Genomic DNA, 16,918 nt, shown 5'->3' on the forward strand with positions numbered 1-16,918 from the left:
GATGGAAGGATGACCGCCATGACCAATCGCACCCTGGACCGCACCCTTTCCCGCGTTGACCGTCAGAAGCTGTCGGCCATGGGTCTGGTGTTGACCACGGCCCTGCTGTTGGTCATGGCGGGCGTCGCCGCCGGCAATGCCAGCCGGGGAGATCAGACGGCCCGCACCGATACCGGCACCGTCAAGGCCGAGATGCTGGAACGCACCCTCGTCGCGTCGCGGTAGGTGTTCCCTCAAGCACCGAGCGGCGGAAGTTGCCGCCGGACCTGTTTGTGATTGACCGCGAGCAGGTTCGATTACCCGGCCAGTTATACCAGGGGCACAAAATCATGACCGATGGTCTGGGGTGGCTACGTAGCGCGGATTAGGCGCAGCCGTAATCCGCGGGCTTCCCCGGCGTCGCTCCGCGGATTACGCTTCGCTAATCCGCGCTACGATGAAGTCTCGGTAGTGACATCAACGGTCTGTCATTTATGCCGATGGTATTACCCGGCCAGACCGGGCAAGGGCAGTTCCGTTGTTTCCTTCACGGTGGACACGGCGATCATGCTGTTGATTTCGCGCACGCCCGGCAGCTTTGACAGTTTCTCAAAGAACAGCGCCTCATAGGCCTCGATATCCTTGGTCACGATGCGCAGCATGAAATCGACCTGCCCCATCAGCACGAAACATTCCTGAACCTCGGCAATGCGGCGGATGGCCTCGCGGAAATCGGTCAGCAGGTCGCCGCTATGCGCCTCCAGCTTCACATGGCTGAAGATCAGCACGTTCAGCCCGATGGCCTTGCGGTCCAGCAGGGCCACGCGGCGCTTGATGATCCCATCTTCCTCCAGCCGCTGAATGCGGCGCCAGCAGGGGCTCTGGCTCAACCCCACCTTCTCCGCCACCTCCGCCGCCGTGGCGGACCCGTCACGCTGCAAATGATCCAGGATGCGCCAGTCCAGACCGTCCAGCGGCTTTTGCGGTGCTTGCATGATCTATCCCCATGTTTGCCATTTGGCGCATTACATTTGCACAAACTATGTCATCTGAACGAAACTTGCAAAGAAATGCCCCGGCGCTTGCCCTATGGTTATTGCACCGCACAAGCGGGAACCCATGGATTTTGGAGCCGGAGATGAGCACCCAGGAACACCCCGCCAGCCTGACCGTTTATCGCGATCCCACCACCGGCGCCCAGATCGCGCTGGCGGTGCATCGTGCGGCGGGCGGTGTGATTACCCCGGTGCCGTGGCAGAAACTACCCGGTGTGGGGCTGGATGAGGCGGTGGAGGCGGCGATGCGCGCGGCACGCTCTACGCGCGCTTTCGCCATGCTGGTGCCCGCCGATGATGGCGGGTCGATGGCCGATCCGGTCGGTGTGCTGTCGCGCTGTTTCCAGCGGGCGGATCTGGACCGGCTGTCGGTTGGCCCCGAAATGCGTGGCGCCAGCAAGCAGGCCCCCGCTTCCGTTGCGGCGGAGTGACGGTCATGAACAATGTCGCCGCCGCCATGCCCGTCCTGGCCCCGCCCCCGGCCGAGGCCCGTCCCACCGACCCCAACCGTACTGCCTGTTTCGCGGTGCTGGCCGATCCCGATCCGGGCGCCTTGCCGCGTGTACTGGAATTCTTTGCCAAGCGCGGGCTGGTGCCCGCCTCGGTCCAGGCCCGGCATTTCGAGGCGGATGAATGCCTGCATGTCGATGTGCAGGTCCGCACCCTGACCCGCGATGAAAGCGATTATATCGCCCGCTGCCTGCGCGCCCAACCGCTGGTCCGTCAGGTACTGACATCCGAACGCCACCGCGTGGTGGAGCCGGATGCCCTGTCGGCGTAAGGGGAGGCGATTTCGGAGTTTAAATGCGTTGGCCCCTTTTGCGGCCTGAAACGCGATTGCCCGGTACGGCCCCTCAATGCACCGTGTCGGTATTGGTGCCGCCGGTGCGGGGGCGGCTGTCATACTTGTCCATGGCGCGGCCCATCATATCGGCGATCAGTTCCTTGGGCAGCGGCGCCGCACCACCCGGGGGCCAGGATGCTGGCTGCTGTGCCTGGACCTGTGCCGGGCTGTAGGTCGGGGCCGGGGTGGCCTGCGGCTGGGTGGCAACGGGCTGAGCATTGGTGACCGTCGGGGCCTGCGGCTGCGTGGTCTGCTTCGGCATGGCGGGGACGGCGGCGCCCGGCATGTTACCACCGACATTGCGGGCCATCTGGTTGGCGCGGGACGCCACGATCGGCTTCACCCCCATGGAACCGGCGGAGATGGCGGCGGCGCGGTATTCGGCCAGACCCTTGCCGGCGCGGGCGGGGGCGGCCTGCTCCTGGCTCATCGCCGTCAGCAGATTGTCACCCGACCCGGCGGCACCGGGGGCCGGCAGGCTGGCCAGCACGGCGGCGGTGCCCATGCCGCGCGCGGCGGTCAGGGCGGCGGACGCGCCGGGCGTGCTTTCCAGGTCCTTCAGCTGCTGTGCCGTGGCGATGCCACCGGCGGCGGGCGCATGCGCGCTGATGGAGGTGGGGACCGTGGCCGGCGCCCTGGTGGTCAGGGCGGCCATGGGCAGGGACGCGGGGGCCGGGGCGGCAACAGCAGCCGGGGCGCTGGCGGCAAGGGCTGCCGTGGTGCCGGGCGCGCTGGGCAGGGATTGCCCACCACCCATCAGGCTTTCCAGCAATGCTGCCTGACCGCTGGACAGTTCCACGGGGCCGCCGGGGGCCGGTGCGGCGGTTGCAGCGCCGGCGGTGGGGGCAGCAGAAGCAGCCTGCGGGGTCGGGGCCGGGGTGGCGTCGGCGGTCTGGGCGGGGCGGGGGGCGGTGACGGTGAAGGGATCATCCTCCGCCGGGGCGGCGTCCTTCTCCAGGCCCAGGGCGCTGGCCACATGGTCCATGGCGTCCTTGCCCGTTTCCTTCTCCAGGATGGCATCGGCGCTGGCCACGGCCAGACCCACGGGGCCGAAGAACAGGGCCGCACCCGCCACCTTGGCCGGGGTGCGGATCGTGTCGCCGGTGACGGCCTGATAGATCTTGTTGACGACGGGGATGTGCTGCAACGGGTTCACCACATCCAGCACATCCCAGAAGGACATGCCCTCGCCCTTGCCAGCGGCCTTTTCGGACTTCGCCCCATCCTTGGCGCTATCCGTCGACGCGGCATGCAGGTGCTGCGTCTTGGCGCGGACATGGTCCATATGGATGGTGCTTGGCGGCATGGTGATCCTCCCGGTTCGAAAAGATCAATGCAGGCCGCGTGCCAAGTGCGGGGCGGCGGATTTTGCCGGGTGGGGGGAGGCCCCGGATCGGGTTTACGTTGACTGGAAGCACACCTTATCGTCATCCCGGCTTGTCGCCGGGATGACGAAGAAAGCCCGTTTCCTGTCAAAAGAAATCCGCACTAAACCGGAAAGCGATCAATCCCGACGCGCCTTAAAACAAATGCCCCGACTTTTCCGCCTTGGTGCGCAGATAGGCCTCGTTATGGCCGTTGGCGGGGAAGATGTGGGGGACGCGTTCCACCACCTCCACGCCGCTGGCGGCCAGCTGCGCCATCTTGTCGGGATTGTTGGTCATCAGCCGGACCTGGGTGAAGCCCAGCTGGCGCAGCATGCTGGACGCCGGCAGATAGACGCGTTCATCGGCGTCGAAGCCCAGGACGGTATTGGCGTCGACCGTGTCCAGTCCGCCATCCTGAAGCCGGTAGGCGCGCAGCTTGTTCATCAGGCCGATGCCGCGCCCCTCCTGCGCCAGATAGAGCACGATGCCCTGCCCTGCCTCGGCGATCTCCTTGATGGCCCCGCGCAGCTGCGGCCCGCAATCGCAGCGCAGCGAGCCCAGCAGGTCGCCCGTGAAACATTCCGAATGCAGGCGGGCCAGGACCGGCTGTCCGGGTGCGGGATCGCCGATGACGATGGCCAGATGCTCGGGCCCGCCATCGCTGGGCCGGAAGGCCACGATACGGGTGCGTTCCGCATCCTCCAGCGGCACCGCAGCCTCTGCCACGCGGGCCAGGCTGCGGGCGGAGCGGCGGCGGTAATCGACAATGTCGGCGGCCCGCACCAGCAGCAGGTCATGGCGGCGGGCAAAGCCGGCGGCATCGACCATGCCGCCGCGCCCGGCGGGCAGGTCGGCCACGATGGCGGCGGGCAGCAGGCGGGCGATCTTGGCCAGGATGGTGGCCGCCCCCTCCGCCCCGCCATCCAGGCTGACGGCACCGGTGGGCGTGGCGGCGCGGGCGGGCCGGGTCGGGTCGGACAGGTCGCGCACCAGATCGGCGGTCAGGCCGGCGGGCGGGGACAGGCGCACCGGTCGGTCCAGCGGCACATCCAGGCCCAGGGCGGCGGCGCGCTGTCCCGTCAGGACCAGGGACGGGGCCGTGCCGGCCAGTTGGGCCAGATGGTTCAGGGTTTGCGTCGTCACGGCTTCGGCGGCGAAGGCCAGCAGGGCTGTCCCTGCCTCTGTCGTGATCACCACCGCCTCGCCCCGCCGCAGTTCGGACAAGGCACGGTCCACCGCGCGCTGGGCCGCATGGTCCGGCGGGGTGGCGTGATCGGCGGAGGCGTATTCCAGAACCATGCTATCCATTATTCGTCCCACCACCGTCATGACGGTGGCTGTGCAGCCAAACCGTATCGACGGTAAAAGAGAAAAGCAAAAGCGCAAGGGCTGCGCCCACCGCAAAGCCGGTCAGCGGCGGCCCCAGCAGCGGTGTGGCACACAGCGCCAGCACGCCCACCTGCACCATGCAGATCAGGCGCCGCCGCTGGCTGAAGGGCAGGGGATTATCCAGCCAGGGCCAGACCCGTCCCGCCGCCACGAACAGGGGCCGCAGCAGCCCCGCCAGCAGCACCCATCCCCCCACCTCCCCCGACAGCCAGAGCAGTAAGCAGAGATAGAGGATGGCGACACTATCCATTTCCATGTCGAAGCGGGCGCCATAGGGGCTGCACATTCCCTGCCGGCGCGCCAGCCAACCATCCACCCCGTCCAGCACCAGCGCCGTGACGGCAATCACCGACAGGACCCAGGCCGGCATTGCGTCCAGATCATGGACGAAGGGCAGGCTGCCCCCGACCAGCGCCAGCAGGACCGACCGCAGCAGCGTCACCCGGTTGGCGTGCCCCCATTCCGGGGCCCGGTGCAGATCCAGCCGCGTCAGGGCGAACCAGGCGGCTGGCAGAAAGGCCAACAGGCAGAAGACCGCATAGGTTCCCGGCAGGCCCAGCGCTGGCCCCAGCCCCACCGTCACCGCCAGCAGCAGGCAGGAAGCCGCCAGCAGGTGCGTCAGCACAGGCCGGCGCAGATGCCAGGGGGAGGGAGGGGGAGAGGCGGCGGTCAATTCCATGCAAGATAGTTTGGCGGAATGACCGGATTGGCAAGGGGCGGATGTTTATTCCGCACCATTGCGATGCCGGAACAGGTCCAGCAACCGGCGGGCGGCGGCCCCCGGCGTGACGCTGCTGTCGGCGGCGGCGCGTTCCAGGCCCGACAGTTCGGCGCGCACCGCCGGGTCGGCCTGGAAGGCGGTGATCAGGCTTTCGCGGATTTCATTCCACATCCAGGCCTGCGCCTGTTCGGCCCGCCGCCGTGCGATGGACCCGTCATCGCCCAGGATGCGGCGGTAATCGCCGATCCCGTCCCAGACAGTATCGATGCCCCGATTGTTTAGCGCCGAACAGGACAGGATCGGCACCCGCCAATTGGCATTGGCGGGCCGCAGCAGCGACAAAGCGTGGCGATATTCGGCCACGGCATGGCGGGCGGCATTGGCCAGATCGCCATCGGCCTTGTTGACCACGATCATGTCGGCCAGTTCGACAATGCCCTTCTTGATGCCCTGCAATTCATCCCCGCCCGCCGGCGGCAGCAGCAGCAAGAACAGGTCGACCATGTCGGCCACCGCCGTTTCCGACTGTCCCACCCCCACCGTCTCCACGATCACCACCTCGAAGCCCGCAGCCTCCACCAGCAGCATGGCCTCGCGCGTGCGCCGTGCGACACCGCCCAGGGTGGCGCCGGCGGGCGACGGGCGGATGAAGGCGCTGATATCGCGGGACAGCAACTCCATGCGGGTCTTGTCACCCAGGATGGAACCGCCGGTACGCTGGCTGGTCGGGTCGATGGCCAGCACGGCCACCTTGTGCCCCTGGCCGATGACATGCAGGCCGAACGCCTCGATAAAGGTGGATTTGCCGACGCCGGGCACGCCGGAAATGCCGATGCGCACGCCCTTGCCGGTATGGGGCAGCAGGGCCGCCAGCAAGGCCTCCGCCTGCTCGCGGTGATCGGGCCGGGTGCTTTCCACCAGCGTGATGGCCTGCGCCAGGGCACGCCGGTCACCGCTGCGGATACGCTCGGCAAGGTCGGCGATGGGCATGGGCGTGGCTCCAGGCGGCAACGGGGGCGGCACTTTGGAACAGGCGGGCGGTCTAGTCAAATCGCCAGGGGTGCGGGCCTGTTCCTACTTCTTTGGTGTGTGACCATCGGCAGTGCTTTGCAAGCGGCGGGAATCCATGTGATTCTGGATTTATCCACCGATCCGCCCACAACTTGCCCACAGCCAGCCCACATGAAATCCCCCTGGCCATCCCCAGGCTTATCCCCAGGACCGCGCCCATGACCGCCACCGTCCAGACCAGCCACAGCCCGGCCCGCCCCATCGCGGCATTGCCGCCGCTGCGCCGCTGGCTGACCCGGCTGTTCCGCCGCCGTCCGCTTACATATCCGCCGCTGGCCGGTGTGTCGGCGCTGGTCAATGAACAGGTGCTGGCCGTGACGGAGGTCAATGGTGCGGGCATGTGCGTGGTCGGCTATCGCGGCCTTCTGAACCCGCAGGACCGGTTCAGCTTTGTCCTGACCCTGGGCGATTTCGACATTGCCGGCGACGCGGTTGTTGCGTGGCGCCGACATGGCGGGCTGGGCGTGGCGTTCTACGACCTGTCGGGGGTGGAGCGGGAGCGGTTGGGGGAGTGGTTGGTGGGACGGGGGGATTAAACCGCCACCCCCTCCTGCTGCTTTGCCCACAGCGCCGCATAGGCCCCGTCCTGGGCCAGCAGGGCCGCATGGCTGCCGCGCTCCGCGATGCGGCCGGCCTCCAGCACGATGATCTCGTCCGCGTCCACGACCGTGGACAGGCGGTGGGCGATGACCAGGGTGGTGCGGCCGCGCGCGGCCAGGCCCAAGGCCGCCTGGATTTCACGTTCGGTATGGGTGTCCAGGGCCGACGTCGCCTCGTCCAGGATCAGGATGGGCGGGTTTTTCAGCAGGGTGCGGGCGATGGCCACGCGCTGCTTTTCCCCGCCTGACAGTTTCAACCCGCGTTCGCCCACCATCGTGTCCCAGCCATCGGGCAGGGCCTTGATGAAATCGCCGATCTGGGCGGCGTCGGCCACGCGGTCCAGGTCATCCTGGGTGGCGCCGGGGCGGCCATAGGCGATGTTGTAGCGGATGGTGTCGTTGAACAGCACCGTATCCTGCGGGACGATGCCGATGGCGGCGCGCAGACTGTCCTGCGTCACGGCCCGCACATCCTGTCCGTCGACCCGCACGGCCCCGCCCGTGACGTCGTAAAACCGGTAGAGCAGGCGGGACAGGGTGGATTTCCCGGCCCCCGTCGGCCCGACCACGGCCACCGTGTGGCCCGCCGGGACGGTGAAATCCAGGCCCTTCAGGATGGGCCGGCGGGCGTCATAGGCGAAATCCACCCCTTCGAAGCGGATCTCGCCGCCCTTGGCCGTGAGTGGCTGGGCATCGGGTGCATCCTCCACCTCCCGGTTCACGGCCAGCAGTTCGAACATCCGCTCCATCTCGTTCAGCGATTCCTTGATGCCGCGATAGACGAAGCCGAAAATGTTCAGCGGCTGGTAGAGCTGCAAAAGGTAGGTGTTCACCAGCACGAAATCGCCGATGGTCAGCTCGCCGCTGATGATGCCGCCCGCCGCCATCCACATGACGCTGACCACGCCGGCGGCGATGATCACGCCCTGCCCGACATTCAGCAGCGACAGCGAGGATTGGGTGCGTACCGCCGCATCCTCGTAGGCACGCAGCGCCTTGTCATAGCGGCTGGCCTCGAACCCTTCATTGCCGAAATATTTGACCGTCTCGTAATTCAGCAGGCTGTCGATGGCCTTGGCGCTGGCGCGGGTATCGGCGTCCAGCATGTCGCGGCGGATGCGGGTGCGCCAGTTGGTGACGGTGATCGTGTACCAGATGTACCCCGCGACCGTGGCAAAGGTGACGGCGGCAAAGCGGATATCGAACAGGTGCCAGAGGATGCCCGTCACCAGCAGGATTTCCAGCAGGGTGGGCAGCACGTTGAACAGCGACGTGCCCAGCAGGCTGTCGATGGCCTTGGTCCCGCGCTCCACCACCCGGCTGAGGCCACCTGTCTGCCGCTCCAGATGGAAGCGCAGGGACAGGGCATGCAGATGCCGGAAGACGTTCAGGGCGGCCACCCGCATGGCCCGCTGGCTGACCCGTTCGAAAATGGCGTCGCGCAACTCCCCGAATGCCAGGCTGAGCACGCGGGCCAGGCCATAGGCCAGGATGAAGCCGACCGGGATGGCCACAGCCGGGCTGGTGGCCAGATTGCCGCCCGCCGTCAGGGCATCGACGGCACCTTTGTACCAGATGGGGACCGAGACATTGGCCGCCTTGGCCGCCGCCAGGAACAAAAGTGCCGTGACCACCCGCACCTTGATCCCCGTCTGCCCGACCGGCCAGAGATAGGGCAGCAACTGGCGCAGCACCTGCCCGTCGGTCAGGCGCTTTGGCCGCTGTGACGGGTCGTGGTTGCCGGTGGGGCGGTCGTGACGGCGCATGATGGTCCGGGAATGATGGGGGCAAGGCGGGAAGCGATCATATGGACGCAACGCGGTAAATGACAGCGCGGGGCTTCGGCATGGCTGGTATTTGCCGTCTCGCCTTGGCTATTCTGCCCCGCATACCCGATCCCAGACCCGGATACCCCCATGCGCAGCGAATTTCCCAACCTGTTCGTCTTCGATCACCCGCTGATCCAGCACAAGCTGTCCTGCATGCGGGACAAGACGCGGTCGACCATGGGGTTCCGGCAGTTGCTGCGCGAGATTGCCCTGCTGATGGGGTACGAGATCACGCGCGATCTGCCGTTGACCACGCAGACCATCGAAACCCCGCTCTGCCCCATGGATGCACCCGTGATCGAGGGCAAGAAGCTGGCCGTGGTGCCCATCCTGCGCGCCGGTCTGGTCATGGCCGAGGGGCTGATGGAACTGGTTCCCGCCGCGCGGGAGGGGCATATCGGGCTTTACCGCGATCATGAGACCAAGCGGCCCGTGGAATATCTTGTGAAGCTGCCGGATGCGGAGGGACGCCTGTTCATCCTGGTCGATCCCATGCTGGCCACGGGCCATTCGGCGGTGCATGCCGTCGATGTCCTGAACCGCCATGGCGTGAAGGACAGCCAGATCCGCTTCATGGCGCTGGTGTCGGCACCGGAAGGCGTGCGCACCTTCCATGCCGCCCATCCCGATGTGCCGGTCTATACGGCGGCGCTGGACAGTCACCTGAACGAAAACGCCTATATCGTGCCGGGCCTGGGCGATGCCGGCGACCGGCTGTTCGGGACCAAGTGATCAGCAGGTGCTGATATAATCCGCCAACCCCGCCGCCAGCATGTCGAACACGGTGCGGCAGCGGGGTGTGGCCTTCAGATCCTCATGCATGGTGACGAAAACCGGCAGGGGCAGCGGGTCCAGAAGGCCGGGCAGAACGGGGATCAGGTCCGGATCGCGGGCCGCCACGCCTGTCTGACAGATGCCGATGCCATAGCCGGTGCGGATGGCGGCCAGGGCGGCCAGATCGCTGTCGGTTTTCAGACTGAACCGCACCTGATCCAGCCAGGGCAGGGCCTGACGGGCCGTGCGCAGCAGGGGCGTCTCCTGATCCGGGCCGATCAGGGCATGGGCGGACAGGTCCGGCACATCCGTCGGTACGCCATGCCGGTCAACGTAACGGCGATGGGCGAACAGGCCCAGGCGGATGAAACCCAGGCGGCGGACCAGCAGACTGTCTTGTGCCGGCTCCACCATGCGCACCGCGATATCGGCGTCACGGCGCAGCAGGTCCTGCACTCGGTTGGACAGGACCAGTTCCACCAGCAGTCCGGGATGCCTGTCGTGCAGGGCCGACAGGATGGGGGGCAGCACCTCCGCGCCTACGACCTCGCTGGCTGTAACACGCACCGTTCCACGCACGGCCCCGCCCTGTCCGCCCGCCGCCCGGCGCAGGGCCGCCACCGTCGCCGACAGATGATCGGCATAGGGCGCCAGTTCCAGTGCCGCCGGCGTGGGCAGCAGCCCGCGCTGCGACCGGGTGAACAGGGTCAGGCCCAGCCCCTGCTCCAACGCGTCGATATGCCGGGTCAAGGTCGGCTGTGTCAGGCCCAGGGCGCGGGCCGCCGCCGACAGGGAGCCCTCGCGCAGGACGGTGGCGAAACTGCGATACAGGTCCCATTCGGGGTCGGGCCGGCTGTTCATCTATTTTCGTATGGTATCGCCAGAGTTTTGTTGAATTCCGTTTAACACAGGCCCGGCGCAAAGTCTGCCCATCAACCGGATGGAGATTGTCATGCAGACGAAGGGAACGGCCCTGATCCTGGGCGCTACGGGTGGGATCGGCGGCGAGGTGGCGCGGCGGATGCTGGCGCGCGGCTGGACGGTGCGGGCCCTGCACCGCCACCCGGAAAGCCTGACCGAAGGCCCGCCGGGCCTTGACTGGCGCCGGGGCGACGCGCTGCGCGCCGACACTGTTGTGGCGGCGGCAGACGGGGCGGATGTCATTCTGCATGCCGTCAACCCGCCCGGTTACCGCCGCTGGGCCGAACTGGTCCTGCCGATGATCGACGCATCGGTCGCGGCGGCGCGGGCCACGGGCGCGCGGCTGGTTCTGCCCGGCACCATCTATAATTTCGGTCCCGACGCCTGGCCGCTGCTGACAGAGGATGCGCCGCAGAACCCGATGACGGAGAAGGGCCGCATCCGTGTGGCGCTGGAGGACCGGCTGCGGCGTCTGGCCGATGATGGGGGGCGGGCGCTGATCCTGCGGGCCGGTGATTTCTTCGGGCCGCATACCGGCAACAGCTGGTTCGCGCAGGGCATGGTGAAGGCGGGGACGCCGGTGCGGTCGATCACCTTGCCGGGCCGCCCCGGCATCGGCCATCAATGGGCCTATGTGCCCGATCTGGCCGAAACCATGCTGGCCCTGCTGGACCGGGGGGCCGACCTTCCATCCTTCGCCCGGTTCCATTTCGCGGGGCATTGGGATGCGGACGGGATGGGCATGGCCGATGCCATCCGGCGCGTGACCGGCACGCCGGGCCTGCCCGTGAAAAGGCTGAACTGGCCCCTGGTCCGCATGGCCGGGATGGTCATGCCGACCCTGCGGGAAATTGCCGGCATGCGCTATCTGTGGGAACAGCCGCTGCGCATGCCCGGTGACAGGCTTTCGGCCTTTCTGGGGACCGTTCCGCATACGAAGCTGGACCGGGCGGTGGCCGATACCCTGACGGGCCTGGGCTGTCTGGATCAGGGATTGTCGGCGGGCGGGCGCCATTTGCTGTCGGGCGGGGGCAGGTCGCCTGCCTGATCGCCGCTGCCGGGCCGGGACACGTCCTCATACTCGACATCGATGACGGGATTGCCGCCGCGCGGTGACGGGCGCGAACGGACACTCTGGCCGTTCACCTGCATGAAGATGGTCATGCGGGCCAGCAGGGCATTGCGCACCGGGGGCAGGAACAGGATCAGGGCCAGGATATCGGTGATGAAGCCGGGGATCAGGAACAGGATGGCGGAAAAGGCCGTGCACAGCCCGCCGAACATCTGCCGCATCGGCTCCGTCTCGCCGGTGCGCAGGCCCACCTGGGCGCGGCGCACGCTTTCCAGGCCCGTGCGTTGCAGCAGCAGAACGCCGATCACGCCCGACAGAACCACCAGCAACACGGTGGTAATTGCCCCCAATTGGGACCCGACCCAGGCGAAACCGGCAATTTCCAGCAGCGGAAGCAGCAGCAACGGAAGGAGGAAACGCATGGCTGTCCTTGCTCTTTCACGATTGAGAGCCTATCTAACGGACAGGCTTTCATAAATTAACGCCCCGGCGGGCGGATGGCGAGAGGGTGCCACCCGCATCAGATGGTGTTCATACCCGGTCGGGCGCAAGGGCAGAAATGGGTGATGCGATGGGCGGCGGCTCCGTCTGGCTGGAAATTCTGATTTTCGCGATGGTGGCGGCGTTCTTCATCTATCGCCTGCGCAACGTGCTTGGCCGCAAGCATGGGGAGGAGCGGGAACGCCCCAACCCCTTCACCCCGCGCGACAATAATGGCGCCACCGGCCCCACGGTGGAGGGTGACAATGTCATCCAGTTGCCGGGTCGCGGCCCCGCCGCCGATATGCCCGACCTGCCGGACCCGTCCGGCCCCGTCTCGCTGGAAGATGGGTTGCGCCTGATCCGCGCCGCCGATCCCAATTTCAACGAGCGCACCTTCCTGCAGGGTGCCAAGGCCGCGTTCGAGATGATCGTCAAGGCCTATGCCGAGGGTGACACGCCCACGCTGCGCCCGCTGCTGGCCGATGATGTCTATGACCGCTTCGCCGCCGCCATCCGCGACCGGCAGGCGGCGGGTGAGACGCTGGACAGCCGTATCCATTCGTTCGAGGCGGTGGATTTGTCGGCGGCGCAGCTGGATGGCCGGACAGCGCGTTGCACCATCACCTTCACGACCCGCCAGACCCATGTCACGCGCGACGCCGATGGCAATATCGTCGATGGGGACGAGGCGCGGCCCGAGGAAGTGGTCGATATCTGGACCTTCAGCCGCAATACCCGCGCCAGCGACCCGAACTGGCACCTGTCCGAAACCCGCAGCGGCGGTTGATGCCGTTCCGCCGCCCGTCCTTCCGGGGCGCCCCTTACCGGGCGCCCTTTCCATGTCCGCCCCATGGATTACCGATGCACCTTCGCTCCCTCGCCGCCCTTTTCGCCCTCGGCCTGCTGGCCGGCTGTGCCTCGCAACCGGCCAAGGTGCCCGGCGCCCCGGCCGCCCCGGCAGAGGCGGAGAGGCCGCCCGCCCGCCTGACCCTGCGTCCCGCCAGTTTCAGCGACCTGTCCGGCTGGTCCGTGGACCGCACGGCCGACGCGCTGCCCGCCCTGCTGAAAAGCTGTGACCGGCTGGTGAAGCAGCCGGGCGACCGGGCGCTGGGTCCCGATGGCATGATGGGCCGGATCAGCGACTGGATCGGCCCCTGTACCGCCATCGCCAAGCTGCCGGCGGGCGACCATGTGGCCCTGCGCCGTGCCGTCGAAAGCCTGTTCCAGCCCTGGGCCGCGACCGACAATGGCGAGGCCGAGGGCCTGTTCACCGGCTATTACGAAAGCTCGCTGCGCGGATCGTTCAAGCGCCAGGGCAAGTACCAGACCCCGCTTTACAAGCGCCCCGCCGATCTGGTGATGGTGGAACTGGGCGAGTTCCGCCCCAACCTGAAGGGCGAGCGCATTGCGGGCAGGGTGGTCGATGGGCAGCTGAAACCCTATGCCGACCGCAAGGCGATCGAGGCGGGCGCCCTGAACGGCAAGGGGCTGGAACTGCTCTATGTCGATGACCCGGTCGATGCCTTCTTCCTGCAAATCCAGGGGTCGGGCCGCGTGACCCTGCCCGATGGCAGCCAGATCCGCATCGGCTATGACGGGCAGAACGGCCAGCCCTATTTCGCTATCGGGCGCGAACTGGTGGCGCGCGGCGCCCTGGTCAAGGAAGACGTGTCGATGCAGTCGATCCGCGTCTGGCTGGAGGCGAACCCGGCCCAGGCCGCCGCCGTGATGAACACCAACCCATCCTATGTCTTCTTCCGCCGGCTGGAGGGGGAGGGGCCGCTGGGCGCGCAGGGCGTGGCCCTGACGCCGGGCCGTTCCCTGGCGGTGGACCGGACCTTCATCGCCTATGGCGTGCCGCTGTGGCTGGACGCGCAGGACCCGCTGGATGCCAAGACCCGCATCCGCCGCCTGATGGTGGCCCAAGATACGGGCGGGGCCATCCGCGGCGCCGTGCGCGGCGATGTGTTCTGGGGCCATGGGGCCGAGGCCGAACAGCGCGCCGGCCTGATGAAAAGTCCGGGCCGTTACTGGCTGCTGCTGCCCAAGGGTGTGGTGCCGGCGGTGTCTTGAGGGTCTTTATGGCACGACCCCACCGGGCAGGTCGCCGATCTCGATCCTTATATCCACCCGGTCGGCGATGAACAGGCTGGCCAGGCCGGGGCGCATGCCGAAATCGCTGCGTTTGATGCTGGTGGTGGCCGTGGCGCGGTGATTGGCCAGGGTGACGTCCAGGTCGATGGGCTTTGTCACCCCGCGCAATGTCAGTTCACCGGAGACGCGGCCCGAATGCGGGCCGGTGCGGACGGCGTGATGGCCGATGAAGCGCATGGCCGGATATTGCGCGGTGGCGAAAAAATCCTCGCCCCGCAGATCGCGGTCGCGCCCCGCACTGCCGGTATCGACGCTGCCCGTGGCGATGGTGACATCGATGCCGCCCAGCTCATCCGTGTCGGGATCAAAGCTGAAACTGCCGCCAATATCGGTGAAACGGCCCGTCGCCTTGGCCAGCAGCAGGTAGCGGATGGAAAAGCCGACCTGGGTATTGGCGGCATTGACCGTCTGCGTCTGTGGTGACGCCAGGGCGGGGTGGGTCAGGAACAGGGTGGCGGCCAGCAGCAGGCGGCGGATCATGGGGATACTCCGGTGGGGTCCGAAGTGATGACGTCGCCGGGGTGGCGTGACCGCAGGTGGGACTTCTTTCGTGGTTCCCTCACCCTCCCGTCGGCTGGCGCCGACGGGCCCCTCCCTCTCCCACCTTCGTGGGCGAGGGGCTAATTTCTTCCCTCTCCAACGTTTGTGGGTGAGGGGCTGAAACTTCTTCCCTCGCCCACGAAGGTGGGAGAGGGAGGGGCCCAAGCCGGAAGGCTTGGGAGGGTGAGGGTAACCCCCGCCCGCTCTTACCCCGCCCGTACCTTCGCCACGAACTGCGCCACCTGACGGTTCAGGGCGGCGCTTTCGCCGACCAGATCGTTGGCGGCGTTCAGGACATCGCCGGCCATGCTGCCGGTTTCGGCGGCGGCGCGCGTCACCTCGCCGATGGTGGAGCTGACATTCTGGGTGCCGGTGGCGGCCTGGGCCACGGAGCTGGCGATCTCGCGCGTCGCGGCGCCCTGTTCCTCCACGGCGGTGGCGATGGTGGAGACGATATCGCTGATCTTGTCGATGGTGCCGCCCACGCCCCGGATGGCATTGGCGGCATTGCCGGCGGCGGACTGCATGGCGGAAATCTGACTGCCGATCTCCTCCGTCGCCTTGGCGGTCTGTGTGGCCAGCGCCTTCACCTCCGACGCGACGACGGCGAAGCCCTTGCCCGCCTCTCCGGCGCGCGCCGCCTCGATGGTGGCGTTGAGCGCCAGCAGGTTGGTCTGGCTGGCGATGTCGCCGATCAGGCGCACGATCTCCCCGATGCGCTGTGCGGCATCGACCAGACCGGTAACGGTGCTGTTCGAACGCTCTGCTTCCGCCACGGCATCATGGGCGATGGTGGCGCTTTCGGCCACGCGGCGGGAGATTTCGTTGATCGACGCCGTCAGCTGTTCGGCGGCGGCGGCCACCGTGTTCACATTCTCCGCCGCCTGTTCAGCGGCGCTGGCCACCGCCTCGGACTGCCGGTTGGTTTCATCGGCCACGCTGTTCAGGCCCTGGGCGGTGCCGCGCATGCGGTCGGCGGCACCGCCGACGGCGCTGACGACCGCCTTCATGCTGCCTTCGAAATCATCGGCCAGACGAACCATGGCCTGGCGCTTCTCCGCCTCCACCCGTTCCTCCATGGCCGCCTGCTCATTCCGCATGGTCTCCGCCTCACGCATGCCCTTCTGGAACACGGCGAGCGCGCGGGCCGTGGACCCGATTTCGTCCCGGCGGTCGCCGCCCGACACCTTCACCGACAGGTCGCCGTCGGCCAGCTTGGTCATGGTGGTGACGATGCGGCGCAGGGGCCGGGAAATGCCGACCATGCCCAGCGCGATACCCAGGGCCAGCACGATGGCCGTGCCCGACAGGCCCACGATCAGGGTGACGGCCAGGGCGCGGTCGAACCGGCTCTGCGCGGCTTCCTTGCCGGCATCCAGCTTGGCCTGCACATCGCCCGTCGTCACTTCCAGCTTGTCCAGAACGTCGGTCAGCTTGATGTCGAACCGGTCGACCAGGATGGCGGCGGCCTGGGAACCCTTGCCGTCCATCGCCAGCTTGCGCGCCTGCTCGACGATTTCCAGCATGCGGCGCGTATCCTCGCGGATGGCGTCGATGTCGGCCTTGCGCTCAGGCAGGATCTTCTCCACGCGGTCCAGATGGCCCGTCAGCTCATCCCGCTTCAGGGCGATCTCGTCCTGCATGCTTTCCAGGATGAAGCTGTCCGTCTCCGCCACCATCGTGTAGCCCAGGCGGCCCAGGTCGGTCGCGGTCTCCCGCGCGTTCAGGATGGCCTTGGCATTTTCCGACCGGTCCAGCATGCCGCGATATTCATCGCCCACCGCCTCCATCTGAGACAGGGCATAGAGCGACGTACCGATGGTCAGCACGCCCATCAGCAGCAATGGCAGAACCAGCTTCCACACGATGGGAAGATTCTTAAGCGCACGCATGTTCCCTCCCGATACTTTTTTCGGCTTGCCCGCCCTGAACTGGCTTGGGGCGCCATTTTTGTTTTCTTGCACTGTAACGGTGTTTGGACAGTCAAGCCAAGAGGGCAACAGATGGGAAGGGGCACTTTTCCTATGTTTGCTAAGGGATGTGACAGAGGTGTGACGGTGTTTTGTTGATGGTGACTTGGAAAAAGTGCAATGTGTATTTGAATGGAATTTTATCTATGG

At 67.1% G+C, this 16,918-nt stretch carries 18 protein-coding genes; 8 read left to right on the top strand and 10 right to left on the bottom strand.

Features of this window, described 5'->3' with window-relative positions:
• Positions 1-18: 18 nt before the first annotated feature.
• Positions 19-225 carry a hypothetical protein gene (locus ACODSP_RS06330; RefSeq protein WP_488964772.1) on the top strand — a complete coding sequence of 69 codons (207 nt, stop codon included), beginning with the start codon at positions 19-21 and terminating at the stop codon, positions 223-225.
• 260 nt (positions 226-485) lie between these two features.
• On the opposite strand, the gene ACODSP_RS06335 is transcribed toward ACODSP_RS06330, so the two are convergent.
• A complete protein-coding gene (locus ACODSP_RS06335; protein ID WP_488964773.1) occupies positions 486-974 on the bottom strand; it encodes an Lrp/AsnC family transcriptional regulator in 489 nt (162 codons plus the stop codon).
• A 143-nt stretch (positions 975-1,117) separates the two neighbouring features.
• On the opposite strand from ACODSP_RS06335, the gene ACODSP_RS06340 reads away from it, so the two are divergent.
• Positions 1,118-1,465: a hypothetical protein gene (locus ACODSP_RS06340; protein ID WP_488964774.1), complete on the top strand. Its 348-nt coding sequence runs from the start codon at positions 1,118-1,120 to the stop codon at positions 1,463-1,465.
• Between the two features lie 5 nt (positions 1,466-1,470).
• Positions 1,471-1,815, top strand: a complete 345-nt coding sequence (locus ACODSP_RS06345) for a hypothetical protein (RefSeq protein WP_488964775.1) — start codon at positions 1,471-1,473, stop codon at positions 1,813-1,815.
• A 73-nt stretch (positions 1,816-1,888) separates the two neighbouring features.
• Here the strand turns inward: ACODSP_RS06345 and ACODSP_RS06350 are convergent, their stop codons facing one another.
• The 4 genes from ACODSP_RS06350 to meaB form a co-directional block, all read right to left on the bottom strand.
• A complete protein-coding gene (locus ACODSP_RS06350; RefSeq protein ID WP_488964776.1) occupies positions 1,889-3,184 on the bottom strand; it encodes a hypothetical protein in 1,296 nt (431 codons plus the stop codon).
• Positions 3,185-3,398: 214 nt separating this feature from the next.
• Entirely contained in the window at positions 3,399-4,544 is a 1,146-nt protein-coding gene (ribA, locus tag ACODSP_RS06355; protein ID WP_488964813.1) for a GTP cyclohydrolase II, read from the bottom strand.
• Between the two features lies 1 nt (position 4,545).
• Positions 4,546-5,313 carry a CDP-alcohol phosphatidyltransferase family protein gene (locus ACODSP_RS06360; protein ID WP_488964777.1) on the bottom strand — a complete coding sequence of 256 codons (768 nt, stop codon included), beginning with the start codon at positions 5,311-5,313 and terminating at the stop codon, positions 4,546-4,548.
• Between the two features lie 45 nt (positions 5,314-5,358).
• Complete coding sequence (gene meaB, locus ACODSP_RS06365; RefSeq protein WP_488964778.1) at positions 5,359-6,345, bottom strand: methylmalonyl Co-A mutase-associated GTPase MeaB; 987 nt, start codon at positions 6,343-6,345, stop codon at positions 5,359-5,361.
• Positions 6,346-6,584: 239 nt separating this feature from the next.
• Here meaB and ACODSP_RS06370 point away from each other — a divergent pair, with 239 nt between their 5' ends.
• Positions 6,585-6,962: a hypothetical protein gene (locus ACODSP_RS06370; RefSeq protein ID WP_488964779.1), complete on the top strand. Its 378-nt coding sequence runs from the start codon at positions 6,585-6,587 to the stop codon at positions 6,960-6,962.
• On the opposite strand, the gene ACODSP_RS06375 is transcribed toward ACODSP_RS06370, so the two are convergent.
• Positions 6,959-8,791: an ABCB family ABC transporter ATP-binding protein/permease gene (locus ACODSP_RS06375; protein WP_488964780.1), complete on the bottom strand. Its 1,833-nt coding sequence runs from the start codon at positions 8,789-8,791 to the stop codon at positions 6,959-6,961. The two genes, ACODSP_RS06370 and ACODSP_RS06375, sit on opposite strands and share 4 nt — an antisense overlap.
• Before the next feature lie 150 nt (positions 8,792-8,941).
• Between ACODSP_RS06375 and upp the strand changes: the two genes are divergently transcribed.
• Entirely contained in the window at positions 8,942-9,586 is a 645-nt protein-coding gene (gene upp / locus ACODSP_RS06380) for a uracil phosphoribosyltransferase (RefSeq protein WP_488964781.1), read from the top strand.
• Here the strand turns inward: upp and ACODSP_RS06385 are convergent, their stop codons facing one another.
• Complete coding sequence (locus tag ACODSP_RS06385) at positions 9,587-10,489, bottom strand: LysR family transcriptional regulator (RefSeq protein WP_488964782.1); 903 nt, start codon at positions 10,487-10,489, stop codon at positions 9,587-9,589. It lies immediately after the preceding gene.
• A gap of 91 nt (positions 10,490-10,580) precedes the next feature.
• On the opposite strand from ACODSP_RS06385, the gene ACODSP_RS06390 reads away from it, so the two are divergent.
• The gene (locus ACODSP_RS06390; protein WP_488964783.1) at positions 10,581-11,597 is read left to right on the top strand and encodes an NAD-dependent epimerase/dehydratase family protein; all 1,017 of its coding nucleotides are present in this window, start codon (positions 10,581-10,583) and stop codon (positions 11,595-11,597) included.
• On the opposite strand, the gene ACODSP_RS06395 is transcribed toward ACODSP_RS06390, so the two are convergent.
• Positions 11,537-12,043, bottom strand: coding sequence for an FxsA family protein (locus ACODSP_RS06395; RefSeq protein ID WP_488964784.1), 507 nt, complete (start codon positions 12,041-12,043; stop codon positions 11,537-11,539). The genes ACODSP_RS06390 and ACODSP_RS06395 overlap by 61 nt on opposite strands.
• Before the next feature lie 137 nt (positions 12,044-12,180).
• On the opposite strand from ACODSP_RS06395, the gene ACODSP_RS06400 reads away from it, so the two are divergent.
• Together ACODSP_RS06400 and mltA are read left to right on the top strand one after the other, a co-directional pair.
• Positions 12,181-12,891 (top strand): Tim44/TimA family putative adaptor protein, encoded by a 711-nt coding sequence (locus tag ACODSP_RS06400; RefSeq protein WP_488964785.1) that lies wholly within the window; start codon positions 12,181-12,183, stop codon positions 12,889-12,891.
• 74 nt (positions 12,892-12,965) lie between these two features.
• Positions 12,966-14,177, top strand: a complete 1,212-nt coding sequence (gene mltA / locus ACODSP_RS06405) for a murein transglycosylase A (RefSeq protein WP_488964786.1) — start codon at positions 12,966-12,968, stop codon at positions 14,175-14,177.
• A 6-nt stretch (positions 14,178-14,183) separates the two neighbouring features.
• Here mltA and ACODSP_RS06410 read toward each other — a convergent pair whose 3' ends face one another.
• Together ACODSP_RS06410 and ACODSP_RS06415 are read right to left on the bottom strand one after the other, a co-directional pair.
• Complete coding sequence (locus ACODSP_RS06410) at positions 14,184-14,738, bottom strand: YceI family protein (RefSeq protein WP_488964787.1); 555 nt, start codon at positions 14,736-14,738, stop codon at positions 14,184-14,186.
• Between the two features lie 266 nt (positions 14,739-15,004).
• A complete protein-coding gene (locus ACODSP_RS06415) occupies positions 15,005-16,690 on the bottom strand; it encodes a methyl-accepting chemotaxis protein (RefSeq protein WP_488964788.1) in 1,686 nt (561 codons plus the stop codon).
• Positions 16,691-16,918 lie beyond the last annotated feature (228 nt).

It is taken from the genome of Niveispirillum sp. FG156 (assembly GCF_057809555.1).